This is a genomic window from Mycobacterium pinniadriaticum, assembly GCF_026242045.1.
GTDB lineage: Bacteria > Actinomycetota > Actinomycetes > Mycobacteriales > Mycobacteriaceae > Mycobacterium > Mycobacterium pinniadriaticum.
The window spans coordinates 21,223-38,313 of the sequence record NZ_JAPJDO010000050.1 but is presented as its reverse complement, the minus strand read 5'-3'; the positions used below and the strand labels follow the sequence as shown (position 1 = coordinate 38,313).

General features: G+C 62.5%; 12 protein-coding genes and 1 pseudogene. 10 read left to right on the top strand and 3 right to left on the bottom strand.

The features are described 5' to 3' along the window. Positions 1-629 precede the first annotated feature (629 nt). The 8 genes and pseudogenes from ORI27_RS29865 to ORI27_RS29830 all read left to right on the top strand — a co-directional run bounded on the left by ORI27_RS29865 (position 630) and on the right by ORI27_RS29830 (position 10,000). Positions 630-1,763 (top strand): phosphotransferase, encoded by a 1,134-nt coding sequence (locus tag ORI27_RS29865; protein WP_266000775.1) that lies wholly within the window; start codon positions 630-632, stop codon positions 1,761-1,763. A gap of 49 nt (positions 1,764-1,812) precedes the next feature. Further along, positions 1,813-2,901: a DUF7065 domain-containing protein gene (locus ORI27_RS29860; RefSeq protein ID WP_266000774.1), complete on the top strand. Its 1,089-nt coding sequence runs from the start codon at positions 1,813-1,815 to the stop codon at positions 2,899-2,901. Continuing rightward, positions 2,898-4,142, top strand: coding sequence for a cytochrome P450 (locus ORI27_RS29855; RefSeq protein WP_266000773.1), 1,245 nt, complete (start codon positions 2,898-2,900; stop codon positions 4,140-4,142). The genes ORI27_RS29860 and ORI27_RS29855 overlap by 4 nt, the downstream gene beginning before the upstream one ends. Positions 4,143-4,238: 96 nt before the next feature. Continuing rightward, positions 4,239-4,525: pseudogene (locus tag ORI27_RS33240) on the top strand (GMC oxidoreductase); the annotation flags it as partial. A 552-nt stretch (positions 4,526-5,077) separates the two neighbouring features. Then, complete coding sequence (locus ORI27_RS29845) at positions 5,078-5,875, top strand: enoyl-CoA hydratase/isomerase family protein (protein ID WP_266000771.1); 798 nt, start codon at positions 5,078-5,080, stop codon at positions 5,873-5,875. Between the two features lie 49 nt (positions 5,876-5,924). Beyond that, entirely contained in the window at positions 5,925-6,683 is a 759-nt protein-coding gene (locus tag ORI27_RS29840) for an SDR family oxidoreductase (RefSeq protein WP_266000776.1), read from the top strand. A gap of 17 nt (positions 6,684-6,700) precedes the next feature. Continuing rightward, positions 6,701-8,662 (top strand): oxidoreductase, encoded by a 1,962-nt coding sequence (locus ORI27_RS29835; RefSeq protein ID WP_266000770.1) that lies wholly within the window; start codon positions 6,701-6,703, stop codon positions 8,660-8,662. A 93-nt stretch (positions 8,663-8,755) separates the two neighbouring features. Then, entirely contained in the window at positions 8,756-10,000 is a 1,245-nt protein-coding gene (locus tag ORI27_RS29830) for a cytochrome P450 (RefSeq protein ID WP_266000769.1), read from the top strand. Positions 10,001-10,244: 244 nt separating this feature from the next. Here ORI27_RS29830 and ORI27_RS29825 read toward each other — a convergent pair whose 3' ends face one another. Together ORI27_RS29825 and ORI27_RS29820 are read right to left on the bottom strand one after the other, a co-directional pair. Then, complete coding sequence (locus ORI27_RS29825; RefSeq protein WP_266000768.1) at positions 10,245-11,462, bottom strand: acetyl-CoA acetyltransferase; 1,218 nt, start codon at positions 11,460-11,462, stop codon at positions 10,245-10,247. Position 11,463: 1 nt separating this feature from the next. Further along, positions 11,464-12,921, bottom strand: a complete 1,458-nt coding sequence (locus ORI27_RS29820; RefSeq protein WP_266000767.1) for a zinc ribbon domain-containing protein — start codon at positions 12,919-12,921, stop codon at positions 11,464-11,466. 150 nt (positions 12,922-13,071) lie between these two features. Here ORI27_RS29820 and ORI27_RS29815 point away from each other — a divergent pair, with 150 nt between their 5' ends. Next, positions 13,072-14,214: an acyl-CoA dehydrogenase family protein gene (locus ORI27_RS29815; protein WP_266000766.1), complete on the top strand. Its 1,143-nt coding sequence runs from the start codon at positions 13,072-13,074 to the stop codon at positions 14,212-14,214. On the opposite strand, the gene ORI27_RS29810 is transcribed toward ORI27_RS29815, so the two are convergent. After that, positions 14,211-15,596 carry a TetR family transcriptional regulator gene (locus tag ORI27_RS29810; protein ID WP_266000765.1) on the bottom strand — a complete coding sequence of 462 codons (1,386 nt, stop codon included), beginning with the start codon at positions 15,594-15,596 and terminating at the stop codon, positions 14,211-14,213. The two genes, ORI27_RS29815 and ORI27_RS29810, sit on opposite strands and share 4 nt — an antisense overlap. 246 nt (positions 15,597-15,842) lie before the next feature. Here ORI27_RS29810 and ORI27_RS29805 point away from each other — a divergent pair, with 246 nt between their 5' ends. Then, the gene (locus ORI27_RS29805) at positions 15,843-17,081 is read left to right on the top strand and encodes a CaiB/BaiF CoA transferase family protein (protein WP_266000764.1); all 1,239 of its coding nucleotides are present in this window, start codon (positions 15,843-15,845) and stop codon (positions 17,079-17,081) included. Positions 17,082-17,091 lie beyond the last annotated feature (10 nt).

Genomic DNA, 17,091 nt, shown 5'->3' with positions numbered 1-17,091 from the left:
CTGCTCACTGCTCTGCGGCGACGGCGGCGGAATGAATCCCGCCAGCACGATGAAGCTCACCACCCAGATGACCACCATGATCACGCCGCACCACGCACAAGCGAGCTGCGCACCCTTGTTCATTTGCCCATCTCCGTCCAGCATGAAAAGCGGTGTGAGACCAAGACCACGAGCCGCCAGTGCTTAGTTTGCTCGCAGATACCTGCAGATATTAATCGTGATTAGAATCTAGTTGTCAAGAGGTATTGGCTGGATCCGCGATTCTGTGTCGCTCAATGCCCGGCTGGTGTGAAGACGGAGGGCAATCCAGGAAAGCTTGCCGATCCCTCCGCCCGAGGAGGTCGTAACTGCGTCCCTCGGAAAGATCTATCGCAGAGTCTATTTGAGCTGCCGCAGGCACGTCCCAGCGTAGCCGGCGTGATCGAAGCGGCGGTGTGATTGACAACACCATCCAACTCATACATAATGTTCGAATAATACGTCCGGCTCTGCGCGTAGTGGGATAGCAGTCATGTGCGCGCGGACTTCGACCGGACTCATAGGTTCGTTTGCTGAACTGGTGCGCAGCCCCGAGTTCAGCCAGCTCGGACTTGTCAGACATGTTTCGATCAATCCAGGAGGCGCTTTCGATGACGCAGGCCACCACCCCTTCCATCGACACTGAGGTGTCATCTCAACCGGCGATCGCGATCGCCACCAACGTCGATCAGTTGACGGTGGATTGGTTCAGGGCAGTCTTGGATCGGGCTGGGCTGCTCACCGATGCCGGACTGTCGGCGGTAGAGCTCGAGCCAGTCGGCGGGGGTCTCATCGCGCGGATGGTTCGGGCTACTTTCACCTACGACGGCCCGACCACCGCGCCGCGGTCAGTGGTGGTGAAATTCCCGACGGATGATCCCGGGAGCCTTGGCCTAGCGCTGGCGATGGGCATGTATGAGCTGGAAACCCGGTTCTACCAGGACATCGCGCCGATGGTCCCCGAGATGGGTACGCCGACCTGCTACTTCGCCCAGTTGTCGGCGGACGCGGCTACTTTCAATCTCGTCTTGGAGGACCTCAGCGCCGAACTTCGCCCGGGTGACGTGCTGACGGCCAGCACGTTGGAGGAATGTGCCCGCGGGCTGGGCGAGCTGGTGAAATTTCAATCCCCGCTGTGGAATTCGGACGTGCTGTCCAAACTCGAATGGCTTGCCGATCCACGCCGCACGATCGGCGTCTTCGACGCCCTCCCCGCGGGTCTGGAGCCTTTCCTGGCGCGCTTCGGCGATTACCTCGATCCGAAGCACGTCGCGCTATTCGAATCAGTCGTGCCCCGCGCGGGTGAGTGGGTCCGCGGCTGGACCGCGCCGACTGTGGTGCAACACGGCGACTTTCGCAGCGATAACCTGATGTTCGCGACTGATCCCGACTCCGATCGGGTCGGCGTCATCGACTTTCAGACCGTTCGGTTGGGCCCGCCCGGCCTGGACGCAGCGTACTTCCTGGGGTCGTCCCTTCCCACGGCGGAGCGGCGCGCGTCGGAGCGCGCATTGATCAAGGACTATCACCAGCGTCTGGTGGATGCGGGTGTCGAAGGGTTCGATTTTGACCAGTGCTGGGCGTCGTACCGCGAAGGTGCGATGTATGCGGTGTTCTTGTTCGTCGGTATGGCAAGCCAGGTGGAGTCCACCGAACGTGGCGACCGGGTCATCGTCGATCAGATAAAGCGGTACGCCGATATGGCTCTCGATCTCGAGGCGCCCCAAGCCGCCGGCCTGTTATGAAATTCGCTCCCTTGCAGGCGCGGAAGACCCACCACCACTAGGAGCAGCCATGGGCTGGAACGACCAGATCGACCTGGCAGACGAGCAGTTTCATGAGCGCAGTGACGATCCGTACTGGAGCGAGAACAGCCTGCTCGGGTTCAACGTGCCGGAGCGGAACCTCAGCGGGTTCATCTACTTCTACTGGCGACCCAACATGAACCTCGTGGTGGCTGGTCCGGCGATCTGGGACCACACCGGCGAAGATGTCTACAACTGCCTTTACTACGGCTGGGACCAGCACCTTGCGATTCCGGACGGCGCCGAGATGTTCAACTTCGAACTGTCGAATTCGTTGAGCTGCAGGATGATCACACCGCAGCAGGAGTACCGCTTCGGCTATGACCGCAACGGTGTGAAGTTCGACCTGACCTGGAAGGCGATGTCGGAACCGCACTACATGAAGCTGTCCAAGAGTGGGGACGAGGACCCGGGCATCAAGAACTGGGTCAAGAAGGAGGGCGAGTTCTCGGTCGGCCACTATGAGCAATCCGGTTGGTTCACCGGAGCTCTCGAGATCGAAGGAGAGCGAATCGAGATCGACTGCGGCGCGCTCCGCGATCGTGGTTGGGGGCCGCGACATGCCGACGTCTCCGACCCGCTACGCGCCGGGTGGCCGTACGTGTTCGCCTCCCCCGAGAGCGCCTGGCATCTGTACGACCCGCAGACGGTCCTGTCGTTGGATGAAGATCCCATCGAGGGGACCACGGAGACAGTGACCACCGGGTTCTACATTCGGGATGGGATCAAGGCCCAGGTCGTGGGCGGCACGCGGCGAGCCGAACGTGGGCGCGACGGCCGAGTGCTGACCCAGGTCATTGACTGCGTCGACGAGCTCGGCCGCGAACTGCACGCGGTCGGCCAGACCATGAACTGGCTGAAATGGCCGATCAACAGCGACATCCTCAACTGGTGGTCGTTGGTGAAGTGGGAATACGACGGCCAGGTGGTCTACGGCAACGACCAAGACTTCATGAACTTCAAGCACTATCGCCGGTACTGGCGGAAGCTGCTCGATGAGGACCCGGGACTCCTGCACTGCTTTCCGCAATCTGCCGACTATCCACCGTATGAGTTAGTTGAAGGAACCACACCATGAGTGAGCAAACCCAGACCGATGCGCAACCGTCGATGATGGACGTGTTCCGCAGTACCTGGGATACGTGCCCGCTGTTCGGACAGTTGCGCGAGCATGCGCCTGTGCTGCACGTGCCGGAACTCGACGCGTGGGTGATCAGCCGGTACGACGATGTGTTGGCGATCGTCAAAGACTTGGACCGTTTCGGCTGCATGCCCGACGACTTAGTCGGGGAAGTTCCCGATGAACTCAAAGAGGCTCTGCCGCACGGCTATGCACCGTGGCAGCCCGCTTTGATCAACACCGACCCGCCCGAGCACAACCGGATTCGCAAGCTGGCCGCCAAACCGCTGACGCCTGCGGCGGTCAAGGTCCGTGAGGGCGTGATCCGTCAAGCAGCCAACGACCTCGTCGACAAGTTCGTCGCCGACGGTCGCGCCGACCTTGTCGACAGCTTCGCGACACCGATGCCGGTGCATGTGCTGATCAAGATCCTCGGCGTGCCAGCCGAAGACCACAACAAGTTCCGAGACTGGACCCTAGGCATCACCGAACTGTTCGTTCCGTCCATCTCGGATGCGCGGCGCCTGGAGTTGGCCCGCGAGCAGGTGCACTTCAACGACTACCTCCTCGACGCCATCGCGCGGCGCCGGAAATCACCCGGCGATGACCTGATCAGCGGATTGATCCTGGCGCAGGAGCAGAGTGAGAAGAGCCTCACCGACCGTGAGGTCCTCGGTGTGGTCGGGCAGCTGGTGATCGCGGGATTTGAGACGAGCGCCGGCGGGATCAGCTTCTCGCTGTACAAATTATGCGAGGATCGCCAGCTGCTGGCTAGGGTGCGCGAAGATTTGACCCTGGTGCCGAAGGTGGTCGAGGAGTCGTTGCGGCGACTCACCCCTGCCCGCGGCATCGTACGTCGCGTCAAGGAAGACGTTGAGATCCGGGGGCACCGAATTGCGAAGGGGTCTAACATCTTCGCGCTCGTGCAGTCGGCCAACAACGACGAGACCGAGTTCACCTGCCCCGAACAGTTCAATATCGACCGGGATGCCGCCGAGATGCGCAAGAGCATGCACTTCGGTCTTGGGCCGCATACCTGCATCGGGATCTCGGTGGCGCGCCTGGACATGAAGGTGGCGATCGAGACGGCCATCACCCGCCTGCCCAACTTGAGGCTCGTTCCCGATCAGACGATCCAGGTGCAAGAGGGGATGATCTTTCACCGCCCGGAGCGGCTGGAATTCGAATGGGACGTCTGATCGGTACCCGTGCGTCTCGAGTCGCAGCGAGCCCGTATCGCCCTGCGGGCTACGGGTTCACACAGACAATCGCGATGCCGCCGAATCTACCGGGTCGACACCAAGCTTGATCAGGGCCGCCTGCGTGTTCGAGGCGTGGAGGCGCTCCGCGTCGCCGACGCCTCAGCATTTCCTCGAATTCTGCATGCCAACACCAACGCCGCCCCCTCTTCGGAGAGCGGTGTGAACACCAGGTCCGCCGGTGGACCTCCCGGCACCGGTGGGTCACGCTGGCCATGCTCGCGCACGCGTTCCTCGTCGTGGCCACCACCGCCCAACGCGCCGTCGAGAACACCCCACAGGATCTGATTCCCTTGACCGTCAACGAATTCCGCCGACTGTTCGGGATCGAGGCGGGCATCGCCGTAGCGTTCGCGGAATCGGATGATGCCCTGAATGGCACGCAGCCTGTGGATGGCGTTGATGGTGGAGAGTTCCGCGACGATCGCCACCGCACCGGGGCCGATCTGTTCGGCTTGGGCGCGACACCAACTCACCGTGCGCACACTGCAGCACCCTGTGAGGCGGCCTTTGTCCAGCACGTACCAGGGCGGAAGTGACCCACTACAACGTCAGTAGAAGAGAACTACTCATCGTTTTAGAACATCACATTCCATCAGCACCTGGGCGTTCTCGACGCGCAACCGCTTCAGCTCCGTGGCGTCCCCCGGCGACAGTCACTACCAGCCATGCTAGTAAAAAATCGGCGCTAAGTTTGATCTCGATTTGGCGGGTGATATCAGATATGAAGGCTATTGAGCAGGAGTTATACGGGCATGCCGGAGATCGGATGCGAGACTTGTTGACTCATTTTCGAAAAGAAACTAGAATGCCTAGTCTAGAAAAGTAATGTGGGTTTCGACGGGTGGCGTCGCCGCAGTTCGTACCGTGGCGATGTGCGAAACACGGACAAATCGGAGGATTACGTCGCAGTGGCGGTCTTGAGGTTCGATGACTATTCGCAGCGTTATCGCCACGTCGCAATGACACGTGACGATCTGGGCGTGCTGCAGCTCACGCTTCACACCGACGGGGGACCGCTGATCTGGGGTGAAGGTCCACATACCGAGCTTTCCTATTGCTTCGCTGACGTCGCTTCCGATCGGGAGAACCGTGTCGTCGTGCTGACCGGTACGGGACAAGACTTCTGCGCCAGAATCGATGACAGCTGGGCCGGTCCAATGACGCCGGAGAAGTGGGACCTCATGTTCCACCACGGCAATCGCCTGCTGCGCAATCTGCTCGACATCGAGGTGCCGGTGATCGGCGCGATTCAGGGCAAAGCACTTCTGCACGCTGAACTTGCGGTGCTCTCGGACGTCGTACTGGCTTCGGCGGACGCGGTCATCGGCGACCCCATCCATTTCAAAAACGGCATCGTCGCCGGTGACGGCGTCCACATCATCTGGCCGATGCTGCTCGGGCCGAACCGCGGCCGCTACTTCCTGCTCACTGGTGAGCGTCTTAGCGCCCAGCAAGCTCACGAACTCGATGTCGTCGGGGAGGTCCTGCCTCGGGAGCAGTTGCTGACTCGCGCCCATGAAATCGCGCGCAGCTTAGCCGCCAAGCCCGACCTGGTGCTCCGCTACACCCGACATGCAATCACCCATCGGATTAAGCAAGCGCTTGCCGAGGGGCTGTCGTTGGGCCTAGCGCTGGAAGGTCTTGGAGCGCAGTCGGACTGGCCGGGTTGATGAATGCCATTCGGCGAGAAGGTGGATCGACGATGATGGGCATCGCGTAATGGGACAGCTTGACGGCACGGTTGCGCTGATCACCGGCGCGGCCCGCGGTATGGGGGCCGCCCACGCCCGCGCCTTCGCAGCCGAAGGCGCCCGCGTGGTCCTTGCCGACATCCGCGATACCCAGGGTTCCATCGTCGCCGCGGAGCTCGGGAGTGCGGGTCGCTATGTGCATCTCGACGTCACCGACCGCGATCATTGGCGCAACGCTGTCGCAGTCACTGAAGACTGCTTCGGATGCGTGACTGCGCTGGTAAACAATGCCGCAATCCTGCGCACGGGCAACATAGTGGACTACAAGGCAGAGCTGTTCTGGTCCGATCTCGAGGTCAATTTGATGGGCGCATTCAACGGCATCCAGGCCACGGCGCCGTCGATGAAGCGCGCGGGGGGTGGATCCATCGTCAACGTGGGCTCGGTGGCAGCCATGACTGGTTTCCCGAGACTGCCCGGCTACACAGCTTCAAAGTGGGCGCTGCGCGGGCTGACGAAGAACGCAGCGCTAGATCTTGGGCCCCACGGAATTCGGGTCAACGCCGTACATCCCGGCGTAGTCCGCACACCGATGACCGCCGGTCACGAAGAGGATCAGACTCAAGTCGCGCTGCACCGCGCTGCAGACGACACCGAGATCAGTGCGTTGGTTGTGTTCCTGGCAAGCCCGCAGTCCGGTTACATCACCGGCGCGGACCTGGTGATCGATGGCGGCGAGACCGCAGGTCGTGCGCTGCCGCCAATGTCAACCACGCCAACAGTCTGAACGACCAGGAGCCCGCAATGACCGAGCCGGCCGCCGACATCGCGGCGCTGTTTGAGCCGATCCGAATCGGGACCATGCAGTTGCGCAACCGGGTGATGCTGCCGCCGCACGCCCGGCTTATCGGCAATCCCTTCGGAACCACCAAGGAAGCAAACCGATTCGTCACCTACTTCCAACATCGCGCCCGTGATGGGGCAGCCTGGATTGGCGGTCTGAATTGCTACGTCGACAAACCACTCATTCCCGGCTTCGAACCGGGTGGGATCGGGGCCCGACGGGGTGACTTCCGACTGCCGGTCTTCCGGGAACGCGCCGCCCAATACGCTGAGGCCATCCACGCGGCGGGCGCCTACGCCACCGCCCAGCTCACCGTGCAAGGCGGTGCCCCGTTCGCCCCATCGCCGATGCTGGCGACCTACGCCTCCAACGTGGTTCCACACGTTCTGGGCCACGACGAGATCAAGTTCCTCATCTTGGAATATGCGTTCTCGGCGCGCGAGTGCCAGGTGTCCGGACTCGATGGAGTCGAGTTGCATGCGAATCACGGTGACCTGCTGCAACTGTTCCTCTCGCCGGCGACCAATCTGCGTGCGGATGCCTACGGCGGTGACCCCGCGCGGCGCCTTCGACTGATCACCGACGTTTTGCAGGCCATCCGCGACGACGTCGGGACGGACTTCACCGTCGGTGTGCGACTATCTCTCGACGAGATGTTCGACGGAGGCTATGACCTCCGTGGTGGCGCCGAGATCGCAGCAACCCTTGGAGCTACTGGTCTGGTGGACTACCTCAGCTTCGTTGTCGGAAACAACTGGGGTGCACCAAGTTATCTCCAGACCCACCACTACCGACCTGCGCAGTGGGCTGAAGCCGCAGGCCACATTCGCCAGCTGGTGACCGTCCCCGTTGTCTACACCGGCCGGATCAACGATCCGCAGACCGCGGCGGCCGTCATTAGAGCCGGCCACGCCGATGTGGTGGGTATCGCCCGGGCGATGCTTGCCGAGGACCAGTTCGTGTCCAAGGCAGCCGAAGGAAACCTGGGCGGGATTCGACCCTGCATCGGGACCAATGACTGCATTCATAGAGTCACCGTGGAGGGGTTGCGGTTCGGGTGTTCAGTCAACCCCGGAGTCGGGCGCGAAACAGAACCCGAGCCGGTTCCGGCCGGCGGGCCCCAGTTGGTACTCGTCGCCGGCGGTGGGCCCGCCGGGTTGGAACTGGCCGCACTACTGGCGGCGAAGGGCCATTCCGTGAGTCTCTGGGAGCGTGAAGCTGAACTCGGAGGCCAGGTGCGCACGGCCGCCCGTGCCGCTGAGAACCGATCTTCGTACCTGCAATATCTCGACTTCCAGCGGCGCCAGCTCGAACGGCTCGACGTGACCGTGCAGACCGGATACACCGCCACTTCCGAGCGCGTCCTGGCCGCGGGCTTCACGGTCGTCGCTGTGGCGACGGGAGCGACGCCGCGGCGGCCCACCGTGCCCGGCATCGACTTGCCGCACATCATTGAGGGACGCGACGTTTTGGACGGCAAGGTCGACGTCGGCAACCGAGTGGTCGTCATCGCGATGGAAGACCACATGCAGCCGCTGACCATCGCCGGCTTTCTTGCCGATCTTGGCAAACACGTCCGACTTATCTATGCCTCGCCGTCGATTGCTCCGCTTGTCGGCCCATATTCGATCGGCGCCCCGCTTGCCAAACTTTCCCGCGCGGGTGCGGAGATTACGGTCTGCCAACGACTGGTCTCCGTCGAAACCGATCGTTTGATGCTGCGGAACATCTATTCGGGCGCGCCGAGTTCGGTCTGTGACTTCGACTCGGTGGTGCTGGCCTGTGGTGGTGTCTCCGACGCGGGGCTCTATGACGATCTCACAGGCCGCGTACCCTCGCTCCACGTACTTGGCGACGCGTACGCGCCGCGCCGGATCTCCTTTGCCACCCGTCAGGCCTTCGAACTTGCTCGCAAGATCTAATTTTTTCACCTAATTCTGCTTAGATTCATGTTAAAATTTGGACATACACCGCCCCAAGTGGCACGGGAGTTCCCTCGCCCAAAGGAGTCCGCCATGACCAGTTCCACCGAGCGAACCGCCGCTTCGTCTCGCATCGAACCGAGCCAGTTCCACATCCTGGATCCGGAGTTGGTGGCCGACTTCTGGCCCAAGGTCAATGATCTCCGCGAACGTTGCCCGGTGGGCTGGAGTGATCAACCGTGGAGCGATTCGGACTCCGGATACTGGTTCATCAACGATTACGCTGACGTCATGGCCGCGGCGACCAACTGGCGGGCATTTTCGAGTGCCCAGGGCGCATCGCCGGTCCAGTTCAATCTCGACATCTTGCGCATGATCCCTCTCGAAACCGACCCCCCATTGCACCGAGAAATCCGCAAGGCGCTAAATCCGTTCTTTACCCCGGACGCGTTACAGGCACGGGAAGGCGAGATCAAGGACATCGTCGCCGGACTTATCGATCGATGCCTGGCGATCGCTGCCGCCGGCGACGGCACGGTCGACTTCATCGCCGAGTTCACCCAGCGTCTGCCTCCGCTGGTGTTCTTTGTCGGGTTCCTCGGTCAGAAAGAAGATGAGCTCGATTGGATCATCGAGACTCTGCAAGATCTCATTTCTGCGCCGGAACGAGCACTGGAATTGGCGCCGCGACTGTTGATGTGGGATGCCGAACTACTCGAAAAGCGGCGCCAGGAAGGTCGCCGGGACGACGTGCCGGGTGTGATAGCCCATCTCGGCCTCGACGGGTCAGATGGGCTCGAACTCGACGAGCGGCAGCGAGTGGAAACCCTCAACCTCATGATCATGGCTGGTATGGAAACCACGATGGGTGGTATTGCCAGCATCGCGCTCAGCGTCGCCCAGCAACCCGAAGTGAGACAAACGCTCATCGATGGCGGTGAGCAACTTTTGGACCGCGCGGCGGACGAGTTCTTGCGTCTTGAAGCGCCGGTGACCGCAGCGGGCCGTACCCTGACGAAGGATGTCGAGATGAGTGGCTGCCCAATGCATGCAGGCGATCGGATCGTGATCAACTGGGCCGCCGCCAACCGTGACCCCGCGCAGTTCCCGAACCCTGACCACCTCGACTTCGAGCGGGCCAATGCCGCATCCCACGTGGCCTTCGGCGGGGGTATCCACCGCTGCCTGGGCAACCACCTTGCCCGACGCGAAGTGAAAGCGATGATTCGGGCGATCTGCGCCCTGAGCGTGTTTGAGATACCCGCCGATTTCAAGCCCACCTTCCGCGTTTCAATCGCCCGCGGTCCGGTGAGCCTCCCAGTGCGCATCGCGCGTTAACCCTCAGCGGCGTCACCGATTTCACTCGTCGGCGACGGTTTGTGTTTGTGTCGGCGACGTCTGCCCTCACTACGCCGCGGTTTGGAGCCGCCCAGCACAGCTGGCCCGACTCCGCGACCGCGGGGCCGTACCCGTCAACGTTCATTGATCCAGATCGACCAGTTCAGACCAATTCAGAAGGTCCGGTCAGGTGAGATCCGATGGCGTGGTTGCCGTGCCCGGATGTCCCGGTGAGCCGCGAAGCTCAGGCATAGGAGTTCGGTTCCGTGCCGACGAGGGACACGAATGAGACACATTCACCGGGACCGCCACCGAGGTTGTGGGTAAGGCCGATGGTTCTGCCGGCGCTGACTGCGTGAATCCGCCTGTCCTCAGGTGCTTCGCCACGGAGTTGCAGCCAGCACTCGAAGATCATCCGCAGCCCACTGGCGCCCACGGGGTGGCCGAAGGCCTTGAGCCCACCGTCGGGGTTGACCGGTAAACTGCCGTCGAGGTCGAAAGTGCCCGCCAGTACGGCCTTCCAGGCGGTGCCGCGCTCGGCGAAGCCGAGATCCTCCATCAGTACCAGCTCGGTGATGGTGAAGCAGTCGTGTACCTCGGCCATCGCGATCTCGGACGGCGGGTCGGTTATCCCGGCTTCGGCGTAGGCGTTGTGCGCCGAGGCAACCACCTCCGGGAACGTCGTGAAGTCGTAGCCGGGGTCGACATTGCCGTCGGCGGCCCCGGAGACCAGTGAGAGCGCCTTGATGAATAGCGGTTTGTCGGTGTATCGATGGGCGTCTTCGGCTCGAACGACGATAGCGGCGGCGGCGCCGTCAGATACACCCGAGCAGTCGAACACGCCGAGTTGTCCGGCGACCAATGGGGAGCATGAGATCGTCTCTGTGGAGACCTCTTTGCGGAATTGCGCGCGCGGGTTGCGGGCACCGTTGTGGTGGTTCTTCCAGGCAATGCGAGTGATGACTTCCTTGAGCTCGCCGGGGTCGACCCCGTACTTCTCCGCGTACGCCGGACCAAGCAGGCTGAAATTGGCTGGCGCACTGGTTGTTCCGAGGGTGCCACCGGTGCCGTCAGAGGGTATCGAGGGGCGCAGCAGTCCGGAGAAGCCTGAGTCCTTGAGTTTTTCGACGCCGACCGCCATCGCCATGTCGTAGGCGCCACTGGCTACGGCGTAGGAGGCGTTGCGCAGCGCCTCCGAGCCGGTGGTGCACATGTTCTCCACGCGGCTCACTGGCTTGCCGTGCAATCGTAGGGGGCGACTCAGGCTCAGTCCTGACAGGCCCGAGGTGTAGGTCCCGAGCCAGAACGCGTCGATATCGTTCAGAGCGACCCCGGCACTTGCGGTCGTGCAGTTCACCGCATCGATCAGTAAGTCATCGACCGAGCGGTCCCAATGCTCCCCAAAGTCGGTGCAGCCCATCGCGATGATCGCCACGCGGTCACAGATTCCGTGTGTAGCCATGTCAGCTCTCCTCGGTCTTGTGGCGGGCCGGGCGGGCTTTCCAGAAGTAGTTATGGACCCCGCCTCCCGATGTGGTCAGGCGTCGAAAGGTCATTTCGACCTGGCCTCCGATCGACACCTCAGGAGGGCTGTCGGTGAGTTCACAGCGAAAACGTCCGCCGCCAACGAAGTCGACGACCACCGCGATCATCGGCGGGCTGGGGGTGTAGGCGAGCCGGTCGATGGTGTAAGTCGCCACCCGCGCCGGCATGTCGGCCATCGGTTGGCGATGCATACGATCAGCAGAGCCACACTTGAAGCACACTCGTACCGGCGGCAGGTGAACGGTGCCGCATTCTTCGCAGCGAGAACCTACGAAGCCGTACTTCCACTGCTCGGATCGATGACTGGGCGGCCCCGCGGGCGCCTCGGGTTCGGGCCTGCGGGGCGGTTCGCGCCGCAGCATGCCTCGCCAGGTCAGGAAGGTGCCGTAACTGAGTGAGTCGTCGGCCGCCGCAATCTGATCGGCCACCGTCGGTGCCGTGTGTTGATGGCCGTCAAGTGCGTCGGTGGTGCGCAGGATCAGTGTCGAAGCACCGTCGGCCAGCACAGTGAGCGCGATCACTTGATCGGGTTGCGCGCGTTCGAGCACGTCGGCGAGAAGTACACCGGGTTGGGCGGTTCCCGGGTTGCCGATCGCTGAAGTCAAATCCGAGCTGAGGGCCCCGCGTGGGACACCGCTGGCGCCCGCGAACTGTCGGTTCGCCCGAGGCGACAGGCCGCACACGACCAGGTGATCGACACCATCAGGGGTCAGATCGGCCTGTTTAAGTGCGGCCGTAAACGAATCCATGGCCAACGGGACGTAGACATGCTCCCCGAACCGCTCTTCCCATACCCGCGACGTCGGTGCTCCCGGGACGCGCCAGCGATCGAGAAACTCCTCGGTGACCGACGCGCTGGTGATCAGTTCAGCCAGTATCGGAGCCTCGGCAGTACCGGGACCGAACAGAACCGCCGCGGCGGCATCACCGCCCTGCCGTTCGTCGGCGCTCCCGGGAAGGCCGGTGCGCATGTCTGCCAAGACGGCCAGAGCACCCTCGGGGCTGTCGGCAGCGGCCAGAAGCGCACCCAGCGCTGAGCGTGGTGCCCCACCGAGATCGACCGCCAAGGTGCTGCGAGGCAAGTTGAGGGCGGCGTGAATGACTGCGGCATTGGTCTTGTCGAGATATGCCGGATCGGTCGTGGCGAAGTACACCCGCGGCGGCATCGATTCCGGCGGAAGGCCACGCAGAACAGCGCGCGCGGCCTCGACGGCCATTGAGGTGGTGTCCTCGTCGTAGGAGGCCACCGATCGGGTGCCGGGGGGTTGAGCGCCACCGAGCACCGATCCGATCTCACTCAGCTGCAGACGATGAAACGGAAGGTAGGCCGCGCAGGCCACAACACCCGTCGCGGCGCTGCTTCGTTGAGACGGCATGAATATGCAATCTAATCTGATTCTGGTTAGATTTCAATCGAACGCCGCAGGGCGGACGAGTGCGGAGAAGAACTCACGGCCGAAGCCGTGATCGGTGCAACGCCCAGAGCAGCGGTCCGCAGACGACAGCCCCGTTGGAAAGGCATACCGATGAAGCGACTGGTTTTCGAAACCGAACACGAACAGCTGCGCGAAACAACACGACAGTACATCGAGTCTGTTGTGGCCCCACAGGCGGAGAAATGGGAACAGCAACGTCTCGTGGATCGCGCCGCCTACGTGGAGGCCGGCAAGTACGGGCTCATCGGATTCAATCTGCCCGAGCGGTTCGGCGGCGGCGGATCGGATGATTTTCGGTTCAATGCGGTGATCGTGGAGGAGCTGGCGAAGTTCGGCTCCGTGACTCCGGCGCTGAGTTTGCAGAACGACATCGTCGCCCCATACCTGAAATCGTTGGCCAACGAGGAGCAGCAGGCGCGCTGGCTGCCCGGCTACATCACCGGCGAGATCATCGGTGCGATCGCGATGAGTGAGCCCGGGGCGGGCAGTGACCTGGCCGGTATCCGAACTACGGCCACGCGTGACGGCGATGACTGGATTCTCAACGGCTCCAAGACGTTCATCTCAGCCGGGGTTAACTCCGATGTGGTCATCGTGGTGGCCCGCACCGATCCCGACGCGGGTCATCAAGGGTTCTCGTTGTTGGTCGTCGAGCGCGGTATGGAGGGTTTCAGCCGCGGGCGCAAGCTGGACAAGATGGGTCAACACGCCCAGGACACTGCCGAGTTGCACTTCGATGGTGTGCGGATACCCGGCCGCAATCTGCTGGGCGAGCAGAATCGCGGCTTCTACCACCTGATGCACAACCTGCCCTCGGAGCGGTTGTCCATTGCGGTCGGCGCGGTTGCCGGTGCGCGCGAAACGTGGCGGCAGACAGTCGAATACGCTAAGGACCGCAAGGCGTTTGGGCAGCCGATCGGCAGTTTTCAGCACAACCGGTTCGTGCTCGCCGAACTGGACACCGAGTTGGACATCGCCGAGCAGTACATCGACCGGTGCCTACGCGCCGTAGTGGACAACGAGCTGACCGCGGTGCAGGCCGCGAAGGCGAAGTGGTGGTGCACTGAGCTTGCGAAGAAGGTCGTCGACGCCTGCGTACAACTGCACGGTGGGTACGGCTACATCAACGAGTACAGGGTGGCTAAAGACTACGTCGACACCCGGATCCAGACCATCTTTGGGGGCACCACCGAGATCATGAAGGACATCATCGGGCGCGACCTGGGTCTCTAGCGGACCCGCGACTTCCTGGACGCAGCGGTTGACCGCGGTGCACGCTTCTGTCGATCGCTGGCGGTTGATGAGCCTTGGATGCTGTGTTGTTCGGCGGGGACTTTGGTGACTCCGTCGAATACCAAAGTTGCGACTTGGCGCGCCAGTTCTTCGGGGCTCAGGGCACCGTCAGGGTGGTACCACTCGACCGCCCAGTTCAACGCGCCTGTGATCAACATGGTGGTGACCGAGGAGTCGGTGTTCTTCCTGATCTCACCGGAGGTGATGGCGTCCTCGATGAGTCCGTGCCAATACTCCAGATAGGCACGCTGGTGGTTGACGGTCTGGTCGCGGACGGTGTCGGGGATCTGACCCAGGATGCGCACGAGGGCCGAGGTGTACATGGTGTTTCGCAGCACAGATAGCAGATGGGCGGTCATTGCGGTGGATAACCGGTCCAGCGCTGTGGCATCGATGGGGAGTGCGTCGACGCTCAGGCGGGCCAGATTGTCGGTGCGTTTCCAGGCGACCAGCACCATTTCGACCACAAGGTGCTCACGGGACTTGAAGTAGTAGTACATGCTACCCGTCTGGATCCCAGCGGCTGCCGCGACATCGGCCAGCCGGGCGCCGGCGTAACCCTTTTCCCGGAAGACGTTGGCGGCCGCATCAAGGATTCGTTGGGCACCCTCGGACTTGGTGCCATCCGCTCGGCTAGCGCGAAGGACCTGCTCCTCCGCGATGGCGATGGCGGCGAGGTTGTTGTCGATCGACCGGGACGCTTGGCGACGTACCGCAAGGCCTTCGAGGAACAGCGAATCGAATTGTGCCTTGAGCTCGGTCGTGGACATTCCGTCGGCGCGCGGTCGGAACCACTCGGGCACGGAGTTCATCGCGCCGAGCAGCAGCATCCGCATCACCGAACTGTTGAGGTCTGTGCGGATTTCGTCCGAGCCTTGCGTAGAATTCACAAGTGAACGCCAGAATTCCCCGTATTCGCGCTGTTCGTGGATTCGGCGCTTGCGAATTTCGTCGGGAACTTGGCCGATTATTCGGATTGTCGCCGCGGTGTAGTCGCCAATTTCCAGGACGGTGTCAAGGTGCGCGGAGATGGCTTCGCGAAGCCGGTCGAGGGCAGACGCGCCGTCGGAGAGTGCGGCGACACGTCGCCGCACGAAGCCGCTGGTGCGTTCTTGGCCGACCCGCAGGACCTCTTCGACGAGTTCCTCTCGCGAGGGAAAGTGATAGTACAGGCTGCCGGCTTGGGTGTTCGCGGCCGCGGCGACATCAGACAGCCGGGTGCCGGCATACCCTTTGTTGCGGAACGTGAGGGCGGCCGAATCCAGAATCCGCGCCCGGGTCGCCACGCCCTTCTTGCCGGGGCGGACGCGTTTGTTAGCCATCAGTGCACCTCACGCTCCACTTATCCCGAACTCCGGTCTTCCGCACGATTGTTGATTCTATGTGAGTTTTGGTCGATACATCACTCAGGTGCAGTGTGAGTGTCACCGCATGCTGCGGATTCTCTGCGACGGCCGACGGCGCTGGCCGGAGTCTCGCAGTACCCCCTGGCCGTTGACCCTAATCTGAATTAGGTTAGAATACGCGTTGCGCCTGGTTAATTGCGCCGGAAGGGAGTGTTGAAGCACATGATCAAGCTGTTGGAGGGCATTCGGGTGCTCGAGTGCGCCATGCTGCCCACCGGCGACCAGACCAGCAGACTGCTCGGGGACCTCGGTGCCGACGTCATCAAGATCGAGCGGCCGGGGACCGGCGATTACCTGCGTGAACTCGGTGACCGCATCACCGACCAGAACAGCGTCTTTCACCTCTTCTGCAACCGCAACAAGCGCAGTATCGAGGTGAACCTCCGCAACGATGAGGGTCGCAAGATCTTCTTCGAACTTCTCCAGACGGCCGACATATTCGTCGACGGATTCGCCGGCGACGCGTGCGACAAGCTCGGCATCGGCTACGACGCGCAGCGCACTGTCAAGCCCGACATCATCTACTGCCAGGCCAATGGATTCGGAACGCGCGGGAGTTACAGCCAGATCCCGGTGCACGGCTACATGATGGGTGCGGTGGCCGGTCAGTCTGAGTTTCGGGTCTCCGATGACGGTGTCGTCACCGAGGTCGTCGACCCTGAAGGCCTGTACTTCTCCGGCAATGTTGACGGACCTTTGTCGACTGCGCTCTACGCGGCCCTCACCGCAGCCGCGGCGCTGCGCTATCGCGATAAGACGGGCCAGGGGTGCTACATCGATGCCGCAGGAGCCGATGCAGTGCTAGCCAATCAAAGCCTGGATGCGGTGCTCGCCTGGAATAAGGACCGGATCACCGACCGGCGAAACCCTCCGCCACCGGTCGGTCTGGATCCGCGTCGTCGCCCGAAGTACACCTACTACCAGACCAAGGACGACAAGATCGTGCTGCTCGCCGCCATCGAGCACAAGTTCTGGGATAACTTCTGCCGGGCGATCGATCGCGACGACCTACGCGACGCGCAGAACAAGACGTTCGCGGTCGACTTCGCTGACGGCGGTAAAGCCGACCTGCTCGACGAACTGATTCCGGTCTTCCGCTCCCGCACGGTCGCGGAATGGATTGACATCGCGCGGATGTACGACATCCCGCTGTGTCCGGCGAACTCGAAGACCGACACCTTGACCGACGCCCATCTGGTCGCCCGCGAGATCGTTCATCACTCTGAACATCCGGTGGCCGGTCCCTACACGAGCACCGGCTGGCCGGCCCCGGTCAGCGGTCAACCCTTCGACATCATGCATCCGGCGCCCGCGCTGGGCGAACACACCAACGAAGTGCTCGCCGAGATTGGGTACAGCGCCGAGGACGTTGCAGCGTTGCACAACCGTGGCGTGGTGTGAGGCGCCCCGT